Source organism: Okeania sp. SIO2C9, assembly GCF_010672455.1.
Taxonomy (GTDB): domain Bacteria; phylum Cyanobacteriota; class Cyanobacteriia; order Cyanobacteriales; family Microcoleaceae; genus Okeania.
In genome coordinates, this window is record NZ_JAAHGO010000010.1 from 230,155 (window position 1) to 247,373 (window position 17,219).

At 34.9% G+C, this 17,219-nt stretch carries 15 protein-coding genes and 1 pseudogene; 14 read left to right on the top strand and 2 right to left on the bottom strand.

Annotated features, from left to right (window positions below; translation table 11 throughout):
- Positions 1 to 211: 211 nt before the first annotated feature.
- Entirely contained in the window at positions 212 to 1,108 is an 897-nt protein-coding gene (gene menA / locus F6K23_RS09880) for a 2-carboxy-1,4-naphthoquinone phytyltransferase (RefSeq protein ID WP_293154071.1), read from the bottom strand.
- 1,393 nt (positions 1,109 to 2,501) lie between these two features.
- On the opposite strand from menA, the gene F6K23_RS09885 reads away from it, so the two are divergent.
- From F6K23_RS09885 to F6K23_RS09935, 11 genes are all read left to right on the top strand, one after another.
- Positions 2,502 to 3,995 carry an isochorismate synthase MenF gene (locus F6K23_RS09885; RefSeq protein ID WP_293154139.1) on the top strand — a complete coding sequence of 498 codons (1,494 nt, stop codon included), beginning with the start codon at positions 2,502 to 2,504 and terminating at the stop codon, positions 3,993 to 3,995.
- Positions 3,996 to 4,426: 431 nt separating this feature from the next.
- Positions 4,427 to 5,638: a hypothetical protein gene (locus F6K23_RS09890; protein WP_293154074.1), complete on the top strand. Its 1,212-nt coding sequence runs from the start codon at positions 4,427 to 4,429 to the stop codon at positions 5,636 to 5,638.
- Positions 5,622 to 5,807, top strand: a complete 186-nt coding sequence (locus tag F6K23_RS09895) for a hypothetical protein (protein ID WP_293154077.1) — start codon at positions 5,622 to 5,624, stop codon at positions 5,805 to 5,807. The genes F6K23_RS09890 and F6K23_RS09895 overlap by 17 nt, the downstream gene beginning before the upstream one ends.
- Before the next feature lie 3 nt (positions 5,808 to 5,810).
- Positions 5,811 to 6,230: a Uma2 family endonuclease gene (locus tag F6K23_RS09900; protein ID WP_293154080.1), complete on the top strand. Its 420-nt coding sequence runs from the start codon at positions 5,811 to 5,813 to the stop codon at positions 6,228 to 6,230.
- Between the two features lie 674 nt (positions 6,231 to 6,904).
- Entirely contained in the window at positions 6,905 to 7,363 is a 459-nt protein-coding gene (locus tag F6K23_RS09905) for a hypothetical protein (protein WP_293154083.1), read from the top strand.
- A 36-nt stretch (positions 7,364 to 7,399) separates the two neighbouring features.
- On the top strand, positions 7,400 to 9,889 hold the full coding sequence (locus F6K23_RS09910; protein WP_293154085.1) for an SUMF1/EgtB/PvdO family nonheme iron enzyme: 2,490 nt from the start codon (positions 7,400 to 7,402) through the stop codon (positions 9,887 to 9,889).
- Positions 9,890 to 10,004: 115 nt separating this feature from the next.
- Complete coding sequence (locus tag F6K23_RS41680) at positions 10,005 to 10,166, top strand: SUMF1/EgtB/PvdO family nonheme iron enzyme (protein ID WP_367267672.1); 162 nt, start codon at positions 10,005 to 10,007, stop codon at positions 10,164 to 10,166.
- A gap of 716 nt (positions 10,167 to 10,882) precedes the next feature.
- Positions 10,883 to 11,218, top strand: a complete 336-nt coding sequence (gene avd, locus F6K23_RS09920; protein ID WP_293154090.1) for a diversity-generating retroelement protein Avd — start codon at positions 10,883 to 10,885, stop codon at positions 11,216 to 11,218.
- Positions 11,219 to 11,238: 20 nt separating this feature from the next.
- On the top strand, positions 11,239 to 12,300 hold the full coding sequence (locus F6K23_RS09925; RefSeq protein WP_293154093.1) for an RNA-directed DNA polymerase: 1,062 nt from the start codon (positions 11,239 to 11,241) through the stop codon (positions 12,298 to 12,300).
- A gap of 2 nt (positions 12,301 to 12,302) precedes the next feature.
- Positions 12,303 to 12,479, top strand: a complete 177-nt coding sequence (locus F6K23_RS09930) for a hypothetical protein (protein WP_293154095.1) — start codon at positions 12,303 to 12,305, stop codon at positions 12,477 to 12,479.
- Between the two features lie 308 nt (positions 12,480 to 12,787).
- Positions 12,788 to 13,336, top strand: a complete 549-nt coding sequence (locus F6K23_RS09935; RefSeq protein ID WP_293154097.1) for a DNA-binding protein — start codon at positions 12,788 to 12,790, stop codon at positions 13,334 to 13,336.
- Positions 13,337 to 13,435: 99 nt separating this feature from the next.
- On the opposite strand, the gene F6K23_RS09940 is transcribed toward F6K23_RS09935, so the two are convergent.
- Positions 13,436 to 14,683 (bottom strand): transposase, encoded by a 1,248-nt coding sequence (locus F6K23_RS09940; RefSeq protein WP_293154099.1) that lies wholly within the window; start codon positions 14,681 to 14,683, stop codon positions 13,436 to 13,438.
- A gap of 61 nt (positions 14,684 to 14,744) precedes the next feature.
- On the opposite strand from F6K23_RS09940, the gene F6K23_RS09945 reads away from it, so the two are divergent.
- The 3 genes and pseudogenes from F6K23_RS09945 to F6K23_RS09955 all read left to right on the top strand — a co-directional run.
- Positions 14,745 to 14,915 (top strand): DNA-binding protein, encoded by a 171-nt coding sequence (locus F6K23_RS09945; protein ID WP_202218385.1) that lies wholly within the window; start codon positions 14,745 to 14,747, stop codon positions 14,913 to 14,915.
- A gap of 132 nt (positions 14,916 to 15,047) precedes the next feature.
- A complete protein-coding gene (menD, locus tag F6K23_RS09950; RefSeq protein ID WP_293154103.1) occupies positions 15,048 to 16,814 on the top strand; it encodes a 2-succinyl-5-enolpyruvyl-6-hydroxy-3-cyclohexene-1-carboxylic-acid synthase in 1,767 nt (588 codons plus the stop codon).
- Positions 16,815 to 16,936: 122 nt separating this feature from the next.
- Positions 16,937 to 17,219 (top strand): annotated as a pseudogene (locus tag F6K23_RS09955) (hypothetical protein); the annotation flags it as partial.

A 17,219-nucleotide genomic window follows, 5' to 3' on the forward strand; every position in this document is an offset into this window, starting at 1 on the left:
GTTGCTTAAAAAGTAAGAGTGATGATAAATCTTAAACAGGGAAATATTTTTCCCATTTTTCCCTGTTACCGAAAAATTGTGGTTGAAGGCCTCCCCTTTTAAGGGGATAATAAAGAAAATTTTTTATTATTAGTCAATCCTATCCCTTTTAAAGGAGAGGTAATAATTAATTATTAATAATTAATTATTAATAATTCCTCATATCCCATGTTTAGATAATAAATCCCAAACCAAATAATAATCCACTAAAAAAATGTAGATAAACAGCAATAAATTTACAGTTACTAACTTTTTCTGGTTGGTCGTGATAATTACCAACATGGCGACATAACTGAATAGCAAATGGTAAACCACCAAAACTTAACAGAGTCCAAGCTGGGAAAATTCCTAAACCTACACAGATAGAAATCAGTACAAAAACAATACCACAAGACCAACTTAATAATTGAGAACCTGCTTTAGTTCCCATTCTTACAATAGGCGATCGCTTCCCTGCTGCTAAGTCATCTTTTGCTTGGTGAAAGTGAGAACAAAAGAGAATAATAGTAGTAGTAATTCCAATAATTATTGATGCGGTCAAACTTATCATTGACCAATTTTTAGTTTGACTATAATAAGCAGCAGAAATTGCCAACGGACCAAAAGCAAAAAAACAGAGAATTTCTCCTAAGCCTTGATATCCCAATCTAAAAGGAGGACCTTGATAAATATATCCCAAAAAACAGCACAACAATATTAATCCAATTACCGTTACATCTTTTTGCCACCAACTAATTCCTGAAATTCCTAAAATTCCCAATAGTAAAAATAAATTACCCAGGACAAACATCAAAGATTTATTTCCTGTCAAATTTACTAAAGAATGATGTTTATTTTTATCGATACCTGTTTCTGAATCAAATATATCATTACTAATATTTTCCCAGGCTAAAATGAAAATTGCTGATGTAATAAATGTTGAAAAAATCGACCAATTAATCGAATTTTTTTCCCAGAAAGCTATTGCAGTTCCCACCCATATAGGCATAATCGCTACACTATACATAGGTGGTTTGATGGCAGCTAGCCATAATTTTTTTTGAGATTGATTTATTGTTTGAAATGTCATCTTAATTTGATAATTAATCTTGAGATTTTGGTAATAGTTATGTGAGTTGATTGGTAAGCATTTCCTAGGTCATGCTGCGCAAACAGCCGTCAGCTATCAGCTATCAGCTATTGCTTTTCGTGTGGCTTTAAAGCTGTATTAATTGAGCTATAATTAATCTTACTACAAAAGTCGTTAAAGTCTATATTCATTTAAACTATGTCCTTAAAAGTAGGGTATTATTGCTGATAGCTGACTACTAATAGCGGAATGCTTACGTTGATTGTCATATAGCAATTCCCATGCTGATGAGGTACAAAATTCGTAATTTTTAGGGAGTAGGGAATAGAAAAGAAGAAAAACAACTATACCTCAGTAACTTGAGAAACGCTATAGTTTAATCAGTTGTGACAAACTTCTCAACCCTAAGTATAGATAATGATAAACATACTTCATAAATATTTTTTGCTAACAACAATTGTTCATCTGTGAAGACTTTAATTTCCGAGTTATGCAGAAAATTTAACAAAAAATAATGTAATTTATTATTCCTTTACATTTGATTGGATTTGGCCTTGATGCTTGCCTAAATAATCCTCTATGACTTACATAGCAGTTCTCGGAATCGTTGTGTAAAATATCTTGGAATTAGGCAATAGCTCTAGAAAAGGTAAGAGTTTAGACTTTTTATCTATTTTGAGATTTTTGACAAAAAAGGGCGTTGCACAGTGACGAATGATTTGACATTTTTGATGAACATAATTTTAGATTTGAGAATTGCTAGAATGATTAATATTAGGTTTTTTAGAGTCAAATTATCGACTAATTTTTGGCAATATAAATAGGCGTAAAAATCAAAAATAAAATCAATTATTATCCATAAATTATCAATTATTTATCCCTATTGCCTGTTTCCGGTTGCCTGTTTCCGGTTGCCTGCTGCCTCTTTTCTGGAGATGTATAATATCATTCCATAATGTGCAACCCCCAAAAAAGAGTTAAGTAGGTAGGTGAAATTAAGAGTTTATAGAAAATCTTTATTAAACAAGGAATTAAGCAATTTTTTTCACCCTACCTCATACCTGTAATTTAGTTTGATATTTGATATTTATTTATACCTACTTACTTAGGACTGCTATTATATCTTAAATACGGTAAAACCAAACTTAAAGCTCTTGGCAATATCCTAGGGCTAACAATATGTAAAAGTCTCAAAAAGAGAACAGGAAAGAGAAGCACAAAGAAAAGGAAGGAAAAAGATTTAATTTTGACAATAAACATGGGGTCTAACGTAAATAAAGGTGATAATTTTAATTAAAACTAGGGGATAAATTGGGCCGCCTTTAGGAATTGAACAGTCCTACCAATCACTCTCTCTTAATATTCAGTGAAAGTTTCCTATTCATTAGTTTTCATGCCTGTAATACCTACTTCTGTTAATCTATTTCAAAGCTGCCAAGACCTGCATCAGTTTCTGTTAAATTGTCAACAGACATTAACGGAACAGGTGCAGAAAAAAGTCATTAGTATTTCTGTGGAAATATTACCAGTAGATCCCCTAGCAGTATTGCAGGAAATTTGTGAACCCCATCAACTACATTTTTATCTAGAAAAACAAGTTATTGGAAAAACAAATACTGAAAAAAATACCTTAGCGATCGCTGCTGTGGATGCTGCGACTCACTTTACTGTTACGAGTGGGAACCGTTTCTCACAAGCTCGATCTTTTATTCAGTCATGTCTTAACAATACAATTGTTTTAGGTGCAACACATTTACCATTTTCAGGTCCTCACTTTTTTTGTAGTTTTACTTTTTTTGAACAAGATTCCCCTATCAATCTAGATGTTTCTCAAAATGGTAATTATCGGGAAAAACTATCTATAAATTCTCACTTTCCTTCCGCAACTATATTTTTGCCACAGTGGCAAATAACTCAGAAAAATAATTGCCATATACTTGTTATTAATACAGTTATCACTACCTCCATAAATGTTAAAAATATTTCCCAGATAATTTGGCAGAAATACCAGCAAATTACTCAAATAAATAATACTTCTTTATCAAGTTTAATCAAGCCTCGCGGAAATCTTCGGAAAATTAATCCAAATCATTTACAAGACTTTAAAAAATCAGTAGCTTCAGCCCTAGATTTGATTAACTCAAATTCTTTAAAAAAAATAGTTTTAGCCCACGCCATAGACATATATTCTCAAACCCCTGTTAACTTAATTCAGTCTTTAAATAACTTACGATTCATTTATCCAGACTGCTATGTATTTTCTACCAGTAATGGCAAAGGTCAAAAATTCATAGGCGCAAGTCCAGAAAGGTTAATTAGTATTAATAATAACCAATTAATTACAGACGCTTTAGCAGGTTCAGCACCCAGAGGTAAAACCTCCACTCAAGACGTCAAATTAGCCAAGAATTTATTATGCAGTGAAAAAGATTTACGAGAACATCAATTTGTCATAGATTTTATTATTAAACATCTCCAAGATTTAGGATTAAATCCTCATTACCCATCTCAACCCCATCTACTACAATTGTCAAATATTCAGCATTTATGGACACCAATTACAGCAGAAATTTCCCAAAATATTCATCTATTAGAAATCTTAGCAGAGCTACATCCCACCCCAGCAGTAGCAGGAGTTCCGAGAGATACTGCTCAACAACAAATACATAATTTTGAAACTTTCGAGCGATCGCTTTATGCAGCACCTATAGGTTGGATAGACTATCAAGGAAATGGGGAATTTGTTGTAGGTATTAGGTCAGCATTAATAGACGGAGACCGCACCAGACTTTTTGCAGGTGCAGGCATAGTTATTGGTTCAAAACCAGAGAAAGAATTAGCAGAAGTTCAACTAAAACTTCAGACTTTATTAAAAGCTTTAGTTTGAAGTAGCAGTCAGCACTCAGCTATCAGCAGTCAGCTTTTCAATATGTATAATGGGAGATTAAAACCCTCATAAAAGGCGTACCACTAATTTTTTCAAATAAGCGTGGGGAACTTAAAACCTCGAATTTTTAGCGCTCCAGCTAAATGCTGGCAAGGGTCGCATTCCGGAACGGAAAAGCTGATAGCTAGTTAAGTATAGCAGGGAACAGGGAACAGTGTTCAATAATTAATAATTAATAATTACCTTTCCTTGAAAATAAGAGGATTGACTAAAAGGAAAATTTTTCTTGTTTCTCCTTTAAAAGAGAGGCTTTAAACCTTAATTATTTGGTAAAAGCTTTTCTCTGTCTCAGGTTCATTATTAATTTCTGTCCTAACCAACTCTTTCTTTGCTATAAATATAACCATTCTATTTATTTAGCCAGTCATACTATGAACAATTTATTTGATAATTTGGCAAATCAAGATAGCGGTATTAGTGACAATTCTGGTTTACTTAATAATGATGATTTATCCTCAACTCTGGATGAGATAAATCAAGACTTAAACCAGAATTTGACTGATAGTTTCCATCAGCAACAACAGTTCGACTATCAAAATTTCAATATGGGTTTAGGGGAAAATCCAGACTTGACTCAAAATGATTTTTCATCCGATAATTTGGCAAATCAAGATAGCGGTATTAGTGACAATTCTGGTTTACTTAATAATGATGATTTATCCTCAACTCTGGATGAGATAAATCAAGACTTAAACCAGAATTTGACTGATAGTTTCCATCAGCAACAACAGTTCGACTATCAAAATTTCAATATGGGTTTAGGGGAAAATCCAGACTTGACTCAAAATGATTTTTCATCCGATAATTTGGCAAATCAAGATAGCGGTATTAGTGACAATTCTGGTTTACTTAATAATGATGATTTATCCTCAACTCTGGATGAGATAAATCAAGACTTAAACCAGAATTTGACTGATAGTTTCCATCAGCAACAACAGTTCGACTATCAAAATTTCAATATGGGTTTAGGAGAAAATCCAGACTTGGCTCAAAATGATTGTTCATCGGATAATTTGGCAAATCAAGACAGTGGTATTAGTGACAATTCTGGTTTACTTAACAATGATGATTTATCCTCAACCCCGGATGGCATAAATCAAGATTTTGGCATAGATTTTTTTGAAGTAAATTCTCAATCTCCATTACCAGAAATTTCTAACTTTCAGCAAGAGCAAAACAATTTAAGTTTAAGTTCTCATACTTTTGAGAGTCAAAATATGAGTCTATCTAGTCATCATTTGGAATTTAATTCATCCACCGCTGCTGCATATAATTATAATGACAGTTCTCCATATACAACTATAAATGATTCTGGCAGTATTTATCTACATACAAGCAGGTATCCTTATGGTCATTATGAAGGTTATTTAAAAGGTCGTAATGTTTATAATTCTAGTCATTATTATCTAGGATATGCAGGTACAGACGGCAAAGTTTATGATAACTATAATCATGCAGTTGGTTGGGTAGATAATAACGGTAATGTTTATAATAATGGAGGTTGTAAAGTTTACCATACCAGCAGAGGAGTGGTTGGTGCTGCTGCCTATTTATTATGTTCCTATTATGGTGGAGCAAATTAATTTTTGGCAAGAAGGAAGAAGGAAGAAGGAAGAAGGAGGAAGGAAGAAGGAAAAAAATAACTTAATTAAACCTCAAATATTTATGGAGTTTGGAGGTTTTGGAGTCTGGTTAGGAGATGGTTTGGAGACCAAACCCCTACGTTTTCAATTTAACTTTCTTGATGACTGATAAATGATTGAAACTAAAGCAAAAATTTACACCTTTGCTGAATATTCGCAATATCAAGATAGTACAGATAATAAATATGAATTAGTGAATGGAGAACTTATATCTTTGACACCTCCTAGTGGAATTGATGCTTTAATTTTGACTTTTTTATTTCAGGAATTTTATCGAGAAATTATCAGAATAAATGCTCCTTGGCAGGTAATGCCAGGAAATATCGGCATTAGAACAGCTATTAATAAATCTCGCATTCCCGACTTAACAATTATTACTTCCGAACAAACAGAATTACTCAAAAATATGACTACTGCTATTTTAGATTCTGCTCCTATTTTAGCAGTAGAAATTGTTAGTCCTGGTCATTTCAGTTATCAGTTATCAGTTATCAGTTATCAGCCTTTTACAGTGAACAGTTATCAGATTTGATTTTTTAGCTTTTTCAGGAGTTTATGGATATAAATAAGAGTATTATCTATGCTTATAAATACTTAACAGAGGGAAAAAAAGAATATGTATTATCTAAACAACTTCTCAGAAGTGGAGCATAACGCACCATTTTTGATGTGGCTTAAAAGGCAAAGTTTTAGACCCAATTATTTTGATGAACCAAATATTAGAAAAGTAATTTCTCAGAGACTGAGAAAGCTTCGAGGGTACTTTCAATAAGAATCAGAAATTATCCATAAATATTCTCCTCCCAATGTGTAGGTTGGGTTGACGTAGGAAACCCAACATTTATTAAACTAAAAATTTCCAATTACAGGAGAAACTAAGATTGCTTAGGAGGTACTTTCAATAATAATCAGAAATAATAGTGAAATATTCCCCTCTCAATGACAGATAATGTAGGTTGGGTTAAGTCCGCGAAACCCAACATTTATCAAACTTTTTGAACCTACTGAAAATTTCTAATTAAAGTAAGATTGCTTAGGGAGTACTTTCAATAATAATCAGAAATTATCCGGAAATATACCCCTCACAATTAGAAATAATGTAGGTTGGATTGACGCAGGTTAGCGGAGCTTATCCGGAGGATAAACCCAACATTTATCAAACTTTTTGAAGCTACTGAAAATTTCAAATTACAGGAGAAAAAAATTATGGTTTTACCTTTACTTCCCGCAGTTGCTGGCGGAGCTGTAATGGCATGGAATGGAATAGTTAATGCCTTTAATGGCGCCTCCGGTAGAACTATGCAAAAAAATTTAGAAGGGCAACGACTAGCTCATCAAAAAGAATTACAAGAAAAACAAAAAGTGGCTCAACTTCAAAATGAATATATGCGTACTATGTCTCAGATTAAGTTGCAGCAAAATAATCAAGCATTTCAACGAGACTTACAACGAAATAACCAAGAATTTCAGGCAGAAATAGAATATCAACGTCTTACTGCTCAAGCAAAATTACAACAAAATAATCAAGCATTTCAAAGAGACTTGGAAAGTCAACGCTTTGCTCATCAAAAAGAATTACAAGAAAAACAAATCTCTGCACAATTTGACCTGGAAACTTATCGTCAAGAATTTCAAGCAAAAATAGTCGAATACCAATGCCAATAAAATCGGAAACTCCAAGAATTTATCAAAGCAGTAGATATGCAAATAGCTAAAAGTAACCAAGAATTTCAAACCTGGCTATTTCAACAACAAAAACAAGTACAAATTGAACTAGCTCAATATAACCGAGAAACTCAATTTTTTATCGCAGTATATCAACGAGAAGCTGCCCTAGAAATCAAAGAATTAGACAACTGGCCAATCAAAAATTATCCCTGGCAAATACTTGAATACCATCAAGGCAGAAATCCTATTCCCGTACAAATAATACTCGCACCTCCAGAAATAGACTTTGACCGTTTTGAACATCTCAATAAAATTTCCACCTCCGCATTTCCTAAAGTAGAAAAACGTCTTTCCCAATCCTTAAAAAACTTCCTACAAAAATACTATCCCCTAGAAAACCAAGAACGACCTACAGAACTAATAGACCACACTTGGGATAGTAACCGTTTTGCTGGAGGTAGTGCAGTTAAAGCCATATTTAGTCGCTTAAAATCTGAACCCATACTATTAATAGAATCAGAAGTAGATGGAGACCTAATTAATATTCAAGTTGCCTATTGGAGTGGCGGACAAGAAATATCTCCCTTCTACAAAACTATAATTTCTCACCTACATTATCCGAAAATTATCTACGAATTTGCAATTCAACGCGCCTTACATTGGGAAACGAATGTCAAACAGAAACTCTTGGCAAAAGGCAAAACAGAACAAGAGATAAATCAAAGATTTGGTGGAGATAATTCTTTAAACTTGAACATTTATAGAGAAAATCAAGAATTAGCAGCAGATGGAATAGAAATTGAATGTCACTACAAAACTAATAGCGAAGACTTTGGCAAATTATCAGCTTTGTTAGGAGCATATCATAATATTATTGCTGCTCTATTTACCGACATTCATTATTTAATTCACACTAACTTATCGCCGAAGTTGCCAGAATTATTGCCAGAGTTAGAAATAGAATTTTCCGTAGATCGACGTTTGGCAGATAACCTGTTTCAAATGGTAGTTGAAAGTTATATTGGCAGTCTCAGAGCAATGGAAAAAGACCGCTCCGAATTAGTACCAGAATTTGCTGCGGATATTGCTTTTGGTTTGACTGGTTTATCTAATCCTACTTTCGCAGAACAAATGTTAGATTTTTCCCTGGAGTCTTGGCTAAATTCCCGTTATCTTTCTGTGGAGAATAGCAGAGAAAAATTTGACATAGTGGCTGAAAATTTACTGCCTCTGGATCGGGAGTTTGTTATTAAGATTAATCGCTGTTTGGTTGGTTTGAAACAGCAGAAAAAATTGAGCGTAATAAATTCTTGTTACCAGCGGGCAATAGAGAAATTTAATCAGGAAAAATATCAGGAGGCAATTATTGATTTTGGCTACGTTATAGATTTGAATCCTCAATTTGCTGATGGTTATTATCGGCGAGGTTTGACTTATATTAAGTTGACAAATTATCGAGAGGCAGTTGAAGATTTGACTCAGGTTATAGGATTAGATGCTAGTCACGCTCGGGCATATTATTATCGGGGTAATGCTTATTATAAATTAGGAGAATATCAGCAGGCACTTGATGATTATGACCGGGCGATAAATTTGGGTTTGAATGAAGCGGTGAAAAGTCGAGATATTGTTCTGGGTGTTTGGGAGGAAGTTAAACGTCAGGCGGAGGAAAAAATTAGGCGGGAAGAAAGGGAAAGACAAGAAAGAGAGGCAGAGGAAAAAAGGCAGCGGGAGTCGAAAGGGGAAGTCTTTACTTTTGAAGTAGTTACTGTCAACAATTCTGGCAAAATTATTAATCGTACCCAGGGAAGTTCCAGGCAAAAAATTGAAGACTTGGCTAATGGGATTAAATTAGAAATGGTTTATATTCCTGGGGGAAGTTTTCTCATGGGTTCGCCGGAAAATGAGGCGGAAAGAAATTCTGATGAAAGTCCGCAATATCAAGTAACTCTCCAACCTTTTTATATGAGCAAATATCCTATTACTCAAAAGCAGTACGAAGCCATGATGGGAAATAATCCTTCTAACTTTAAAGGAGGAAGTCGCCCAGTAGAAAATGTGAGCTGGCACAATGCCATAGAGTTTTGTCAAAAGCTATCTGAAAAAACTGGGAAAATTTACACCCTGCCTAGTGAGAGTCAGTGGGAATATGCCTGTCGTGCCGGGACAACTACTCCTTTCTATTTTGGAGAAACTATAACGTCTGAGTTAGTTAACTATGAGGGGAAAATAGGACAAACAACAGATGTAGGAAGTTTTCCACCCAATGCCTTTGGTCTATACGATATGCACGGCAATGTCTGGGAATGGTGTCTAGATGTTTGGCACAATAATTATAATGGAGCGCCTACCGACGGAAATGCTTGGGAAATTGGGGGAAATAATAGTTATCGACTGCTCCGTGGCGGTTGCTGGAACTACGATTCTGGGAGTTGCCGTTGCGCCAGGCGTAACATTAACAATGCCGACCTCTTCTACTACAATAGGGGTTTTCGGATTGTCTTGCCTGTCTCTCGTTCCTAGGAATCTTCCACTTTTTTCTTTTCCTCTTTTCCCCTTTATCCTTCTTTCCTCTTTTCTCTTTCCAGTCCCGCTTTAGCGGGGAGAAATTTTTTATGAATGTTCAAATCAATGAAACCTGTGGGAAAATAACTATGGGACTGACCAAACAAAGCTCCGTGGCGGTAGCTGGAACAACAATTCTAGGAATTGCCGTTGCGCCAGGCGTAACAATAACAATGCCGACAACTTCAACAACAATAGGGGTTTTCGGATTGTCTTGCCTGTCTCTCGTTCCTAGCACTCTTCATTGCCAGAATTGGTAAATGGGAATTTATCAAGCGCGCGGAAGAGTCCAGTCAGTTCCGGCGAAGTTAATCAAGCTTCCGAAAATAAACCAGAGTTAGATAGCTTAGTAGGTTTGCCGAAAAATTGTCTGATTCTTTTCAATTTCCCAAAGGGTGAAAAAAGCACCAGAAAAATTAATCTAGCCTGGTAGGTTGGGTTGACGTAGGAAACCCATCATTAGCCACCTATTATATATAGATATAAACTTTTTAGTTCCGAGAACCACAAAATAGTCAATCTATCAAACTGCCAAAATACTAAGGGAGAAAAATTAGTCATTCATCCTCAAAAAAAATCAGGCGATCGCCTCCAAAAAGAACGAAGCAATAGGCATTTCGAGGCTCAAAATCTAATTAAGCAATAACCTTCCTTCGGATTATTTTCTCTTTTAGACTATCACAGAACCTAAGCAAAGAGCTGAAAATATTGAAACCTCGTTAGCCAAATCAGAAAAAATTTCCCCTAATTTGTCATCAACTCCTGACAAAATTTAAAATTTTCAAACTAAAAAGCACAAACTTATAACTAAAACTTAGGAGTATAGCGTTGGCGGAGCCTAGCGGCAGCTATATCGCCTCTCAGACAACCATCAAAATCAAACATTCTCTGAAGCACTACAAAAAAAAAGTCGCGAGGTACTGATAACTGACCAAACCCCTACCAAAAACAATGAACGAACTATCAATCATCCAAAAAACCTACGACTTAATAATTTGGTATGTACCAATAATTAATAAATTACCCAAAGCCCACAAATACACAATCGGCGATCGAATGATTAACAGCCTATATGACTTTCTAGAATCCCTAATTATTGCCAAATATGCCTCAGAAAAACTCAACCTACTAAAATCTCTCAATCCTAGACTAGACATAATTCGCTATCAAACCAGAATTCTTTTAGACTTCCAACTCATCAACAACAAACGTTACGAATATATCAGCCAACTAATCGACGAAATAGGTAAAGAATTAGGAGGCTGGATTAAACAACAAAAAACCTAAAAATCCTCAAACCATTAAACATGAAAAGACACAAAAACCTATATCCCCAAATCACCAGCTTTGACAACCTCCTCCTCGCAGCAAAAAAATCCCAGAAAGGCAAAAAATATAAAAACAGCGTTCTTAAATTCAACTACAACCTAGAGTCAGAACTACTAAAACTAAAAACAGAATTAGAAACCAAAACCTATCAACCAGGAAAATATAAAACCTTCACAATTATCGACAGAAAACCTAGAATGATTTCCGCAGCTCCCTACCGAGACCGAATCATCCATCACGCCCTATGTAACATTATTATCCCCATCTTTGAAAAAACATTTATCTACGATACCTATGCCAATCGAATTAATTTTGGCACTCATAAAGCCTTGCGTCGCTTTACCAAATTTTCCCGTTCCAGTCGTTACGTTTTGCAATGCGACATAGTTAAATATTTCCCTAGCATCGACCATCAAATTCTCAAAGAAATTATTCGCCGCAAAATCAAATGTCAAGACACCCTCTGGTTAATCGACCAAATTATTGATGGGAGTAACCAACAAATCCCAGTATTAACCAACTTTCCCGGAGACGATCTATTCACTTCAATAAACCGGAGAAAAGGTTTACCCCTCGGAAATTTAACCAGCCAATTTTTTGCCAACTTATATCTAAATAACTTCGACCATTTCATCAAAGAAGAACTAAAAGTCAAAAAATATCTACGCTACGTCGATGACTTTGCCCTATTCTCAGACGACAAAGAATTTTTAGCGATCGCCAGACAAAAAATCGAAACATACCTAGCCAACCTCCGCCTCAAAATTCATCCAATTAAAAGCCAATTATTTCAAACAAAAAAAGGAGCCAACTTTGTCGGTTTCCGAGTATTGCCAGACCGCATCAGAATACGCTCCGAAAATTTAAGAACTGCCAGAAAAAGATTAAGAAAATTACAGACAGATTGCCAACTGGGAAAAATAGAATCTAGCCAAATTCAAAAATCCCTACAAAGTTGGTTTGCTCATTTAAACCATGGCAATACCTGGCATTTGAAACAGAAAATATTAACTTCTCTCACTCTCAATATGGGAAAATAAGTATGGGACTGACAAACCAAAGCTCCGTGGTGGTAGCTGGAACAACAATTCTAGGAATTGCCGGAGTGCCAGGCGCAACTATAACAATGCCGACAACCTCAACAACAATAGGGGTTTTCGGATCGTCTCGTCTTCTCCGGTGGTTTCTGCCTTTCGTTCCTAGCACTCTTCATTACTAGAATTGGTAAATGGGAATTTATCAAGAGCGTGGAAGAGTCCAGTCAATTCCGGCGAAGTTAATTGAGCTTCCGAAAATCAACCAGAGTCAGACAACTTAGTAGGTTTGCCGAAAAATTGTCTGGTTCTTTTCAATTTCCTGAAGGGTCACAGGGTTGACGAAATCCGACCAGAAGTTGAAATGAACGAACTATCAATTATTTGAAAAATCTACAACTTCGTTACCTATGAAATTGTCTTTCAAAATTTAAAATTAATTTATTAAATCAAAAAACATACGACAAAATTTTAAAACTAAGACGTTATAGTTATGAATATCTCAACAACAACCACAACACAAGCAGCTTTTCTGCTAAATATCTCAACAGGTAGATTGCGGACTCTACTGAATCAAGGCCGAGTCCAAGGTGCTTATAAACTCAAAAGACTTTGGATGATTCCCCTTAACCATCGGGGAATGCCAGAGATTAAGCCAGGTAGCCGTGGTCCACAACCCACTTGGAACAAACTTCAACGCAAAGCCAAAACTATTGTTCATGTAATACGCAAGAATATTGACTACAACAGAGATCATGGAACTTCTCATCCAGCAATTGCTGTGAAAGTGGGAGATAAAAAAAAGTATTGCCACGCCCTGAAAATTAACGGACCTTGCCAAATTGTTTATCAACCTCATGAACCTAATAAAAGTCAAGCTGGGGGTGCCCGTCTGTGGATTGAAGTAGAACCACAATATATAGTTGAGCGAAAATATTTTCCAGATGGAGATTATGGTCCGCCTCCAGAAGAGACTCCAAAAAACTCTAAAGCCAAAAAGAAAAAGTCGGAAATTAAAGAACTAAAGGAAATAATTACTTAGACTTGACACTCTCACCGTTAAATCTGGCGACTATAACGGGAGATTCTTGTTTTGCTGACGCAAAGCTGCGCTAACACAGATTCTTAACTAGGCAACAAATCAAATAAACTGAGTTGTACCCCTGTCAGACCATCTCCACAAGCTTTCTTGCTCCGTCTTTACGCGCTCGGGAACCTCAGCGCAGGCGGTGCGCTTTTCTTTAACCGCGTGCCCCACGGCTATTAAACCTCTATTTCTGATTACTTTTGCAGCAGCTATATCACGATTTATTTGATATCCGCAGTTGCTGCAATTGTGATTTCTCTGTGAGAGTTTTTTCTTGTTTCTATGCCCACATTTAGGACATTCTTGAGAGGTATAATTCTTATCAACTTTGGCATAATACTTGCCTCGGCTCCAGCAGATATAAGGAAGTATTTCATTAATAAATTGACCGATACCACTGTCATTAGATTGTTTTCTGACAATACCTCTAGACCAAGATTTAAAGTTAATATCTTCTACAAAAATATTATCAGCTAAATTGCAAAGTTGATGAGCTAGTTTGAAATGCCAATCATATCTAGTATTAGCTATTTTTTCATGTAGTCTAGCTATTTTATTCTGAAGTTTTAACCAATTATTTGACCCCTTGTTTTTTTTCTTAAGTCTTCTTTGCAGCAATTTAAGCTCGCGTAGTTGACTCAATAAAAACTTAGGAGATTTGATTAATTTTCCAGTTGAAGTAGCTACAAAATTTTCTATACCTGCATCTACACCTAATGAGACTTTACCTACTGGATTATCTGGCACTGATTCTGAGGAAGTAAAAGTAATCATCAAATAATAGCCACTAGCTTTTTTAACTATCCTAGCTTGTTTAGCTGTCATACCTTCGGGATAAGGTCTACTTTGTCTAATTTTAATCCAACCAAGTTGAGGTAGTTTAACTTTAGTACAACCTAAACAATTTTTAAGCATTGCAGGAAAAACAAAGCTTTTTAACTTTTTCTTAAATCTAGGAAAGCCTTTACCCAAACTTTTCATCTCAGAAAATGCTCTATCCAAAGTCTTTAAAGTTTGTTGTAATACTTGAGCATTAACTGACTTTAATTTAGGATTAGTTTTCTTAGCTATAGTTAGAGTTTTTGCTTGATTATTATAACTAGGATAAGGAGTGTCAGCAGGTATAATATATTCAGAAATAATTGAACAACTCTTGATTGGCGATTTTCTTGAACTTAACCAGTCTTTACGCTCTCTTAAAGCATAATTATACACACTTTTACATACATCAAGAATCTGATTAATTTCTGCTTCTTGTTGTTGATTTGGTCTAAGTTTGTACTGATAAGTTAAAGCTATCACTTGACAATATTTTATATTTCTAGATATACTAATATTGTAACGCAAATTGTATATACAGTCAATGGTTAGGAAAAAAAATTTTGTAGTAAGATTAACTGATGATGAAAAAGAAAGACTAGAGTATTATGCAGAAATTATGCAAGTATCAATGTCTGAAATAATTCAAGATTATTGCAAAAGCTTGCCAAAACGACCTCAAGCTCAATTAAAGGATTCGCTACCGCTCAATTAATTGCTGGTTTAAATTCATCTCACCGTTAAATCAAAGATTATAATGGGAGTCCTCTTTAAATAACACTGATAGAGGGAAGGAAAGGTTTAGTTAATTGATATTCTATATGTTTCAGTAGTTCAAAACTCAAAAATGGCAATTGATTTTAGAAATATAAATACAGTCTGGGCATCAATTTTAGTAGAAACATTACAATATCTAGGATTAACTACAGCAATTATTAGCCCTGGTTCCCGTTCTACACCTCTAACGTTTGCCTTTGCTACTCACCCAAAAATCGAAACTATTCCTATTCTTGATGAACGTTCTGCATCATTTTTTGCTTTAGGAATAGCAAGGAAAAATTATCGACCTGTGGTAATAGTCTGTACATCTGGTACTGCTGCTGCCAATTTTTATCCTGCCATAATAGAGGCAAAAGAAAGTCGTATCCCACTATTAGTTTTAACGGCAGATAGACCTCCAGAATTACGAAATTGTCATGCAGGTCAAACAATAGATCAAGTTAAATTGTATGGCAGTTATCCTAACTGGCAAGTTGAACTAAGTTTGCCTTCTATAGAACTAAAAATACTTGAATATTTAAGACAAACAATTATTCATGGTTGGAGAAAAACAATTTTACCGACACCTGGACCTGTACATTTTAATATTCCTTTTCGAGACCCTTTACCTCCTATACCCCAACCAGAAGTTATTTCCTTAGAAGCACAATTCCCCCAAAACTTTTTTGCTACAGTACAACCAATTTTTACAACAGAATTTTTGCCCAATTTTGACTTAACATTAGATTTAAAAAATCAACTTCAATCTGGCAAAGGCATAATTATTGCAGGTTTAGCACAACCCAAAAATCCTCAAAAATATTGTCAAGCGATCGCTCAAATTTCTCAAATTCTCAAGTTCCCAGTTTTAGCTGAAGGTTTATCTCCTCTAAGAAACTATTCTCGGTTAAATCCCTATTTGATTAGTACTTATGATTTAATTTTAAGAAATCAGGAAATAGGAGAAAAACTTATTCCTAAAATAGTTTTACAAATCGGCGAATTACCAACAAGTAAACAATTAAGAAATTGGCTAGAAAGAACTAACCCTCACAGATTAATCATGGATCAAAGCGAGGATAATTTTGACCCGCTCCATGGGAAGACAAATCATTTACGACTTTCAGTAGAACAACTAGCTCAAATTTTTACTCCTAAATTTATCCATAGTAATTCCGATGGCAATTACTTAAATTTGTGGTGCAATGCTGAGGTAAAAGTTAGAGAAGCGATCGACAAAAAAATGGAAGCAATCAATCAAATATTTGAACCTAAAATACCTTGGTTAATTTCTCAAATATTACCCCAAGATACACCAATATTTATTGCTAATAGTATGCCAGTCAGAGATGTAGAATTTTTCTGGGTTCCTAATAATTCCCAAATCAAGCCATTTTTCAATCGAGGCGCAAATGGAATAGACGGTACTTTATCAACTGCTTTAGGTATTGCTCATCGTCAACAAAGCAGTGTTTTGTTAACAGGAGATTTAGCACTTTTACATGATACTAATGGTTTTTTACTGAGAAATAAATTAGTCGGTCATTTAACTATTATTTTGATTAATAATCAGGGAGGTGGAATTTTTGAAATGTTACCAATAGCTAAATTTGAACCACCTTTTACAGAATTTTTTGCTACTCCCCAAGATATTAATTTTGCTGCTCTCTGTAATACTTATAATGTAGAACATCAGAATATATCTTCTTGGCAGCAATTACAACAACTTTTAAATACTCTACCTAGTAGTGGAATAAGAGTTTTAGAAATACAAACAAACCGCCGACTAGATGCTAGATGGCGGTTAGATAATTTAGATAAATTTGCAGCACCTTTGAAAAGCCTAGTCAACTAAATTTAAAAAAGGAGTCCCGCGTTGTAATCTATGATTCAGCGCCGGGAGTAATTTTTAATTTCAAATAAAATGAAGCTTCATTGTTGATTGATATTTTTCACCATTTGAAATATCATATAATAATGAAGCAAATAACAACTATATCCTGTAAATTGAAGGTTAGCCCAGAAGTGGTAAAAGAAATAGAAGCCACTATGGAAATGTTTGCTAATGCTTGTCAGTATGTACACAAAAATAGTGACAAAAAACTGACAAATCATGTGGCAATGCAAGCCTTGATGTACGGTACAGTTAGAGAAAAGTTTCAGTTATCAGCACAAACTACAATTCACGCCATTAGACGAGTATGTTCTAATCGCAAAACTTCTATTACTAATCATATTCAAAAAGAATTAACTTTTGCAC

Coding starts and splice junctions, on each gene's coding strand:
- F6K23_RS09890 (WP_293154074.1), top strand. CDS start 4,427: ATGAACAATTTATTTGATAATTTGGCAAATCAAGATAGCGGTATTAGT.
- F6K23_RS09885 (WP_293154139.1), top strand. CDS start 2,502: ATGCCTGTAATACCTACTTCTGTTAATCTATTTCAAAGCTGCCAAGAC.
- F6K23_RS09945 (WP_202218385.1), top strand. CDS start 14,745: ATGGTTAGGAAAAAAAATTTTGTAGTAAGATTAACTGATGATGAAAAA.
- F6K23_RS09930 (WP_293154095.1), top strand. CDS start 12,303: ATGGGACTGACAAACCAAAGCTCCGTGGTGGTAGCTGGAACAACAATT.
- F6K23_RS09895 (WP_293154077.1), top strand. CDS start 5,622: ATGGTGGAGCAAATTAATTTTTGGCAAGAAGGAAGAAGGAAGAAGGAA.
- F6K23_RS09910 (WP_293154085.1), top strand. CDS start 7,400: ATGCAAATAGCTAAAAGTAACCAAGAATTTCAAACCTGGCTATTTCAA.
- menA (WP_293154071.1), bottom strand. CDS start 1,108: ATGACATTTCAAACAATAAATCAATCTCAAAAAAAATTATGGCTAGCT.
- F6K23_RS09900 (WP_293154080.1), top strand. CDS start 5,811: ATGATTGAAACTAAAGCAAAAATTTACACCTTTGCTGAATATTCGCAA.
- avd (WP_293154090.1), top strand. CDS start 10,883: ATGAACGAACTATCAATCATCCAAAAAACCTACGACTTAATAATTTGG.
- F6K23_RS09925 (WP_293154093.1), top strand. CDS start 11,239: ATGAAAAGACACAAAAACCTATATCCCCAAATCACCAGCTTTGACAAC.
- F6K23_RS09935 (WP_293154097.1), top strand. CDS start 12,788: ATGAATATCTCAACAACAACCACAACACAAGCAGCTTTTCTGCTAAAT.
- menD (WP_293154103.1), top strand. CDS start 15,048: ATGGCAATTGATTTTAGAAATATAAATACAGTCTGGGCATCAATTTTA.
- F6K23_RS09905 (WP_293154083.1), top strand. CDS start 6,905: ATGGTTTTACCTTTACTTCCCGCAGTTGCTGGCGGAGCTGTAATGGCA.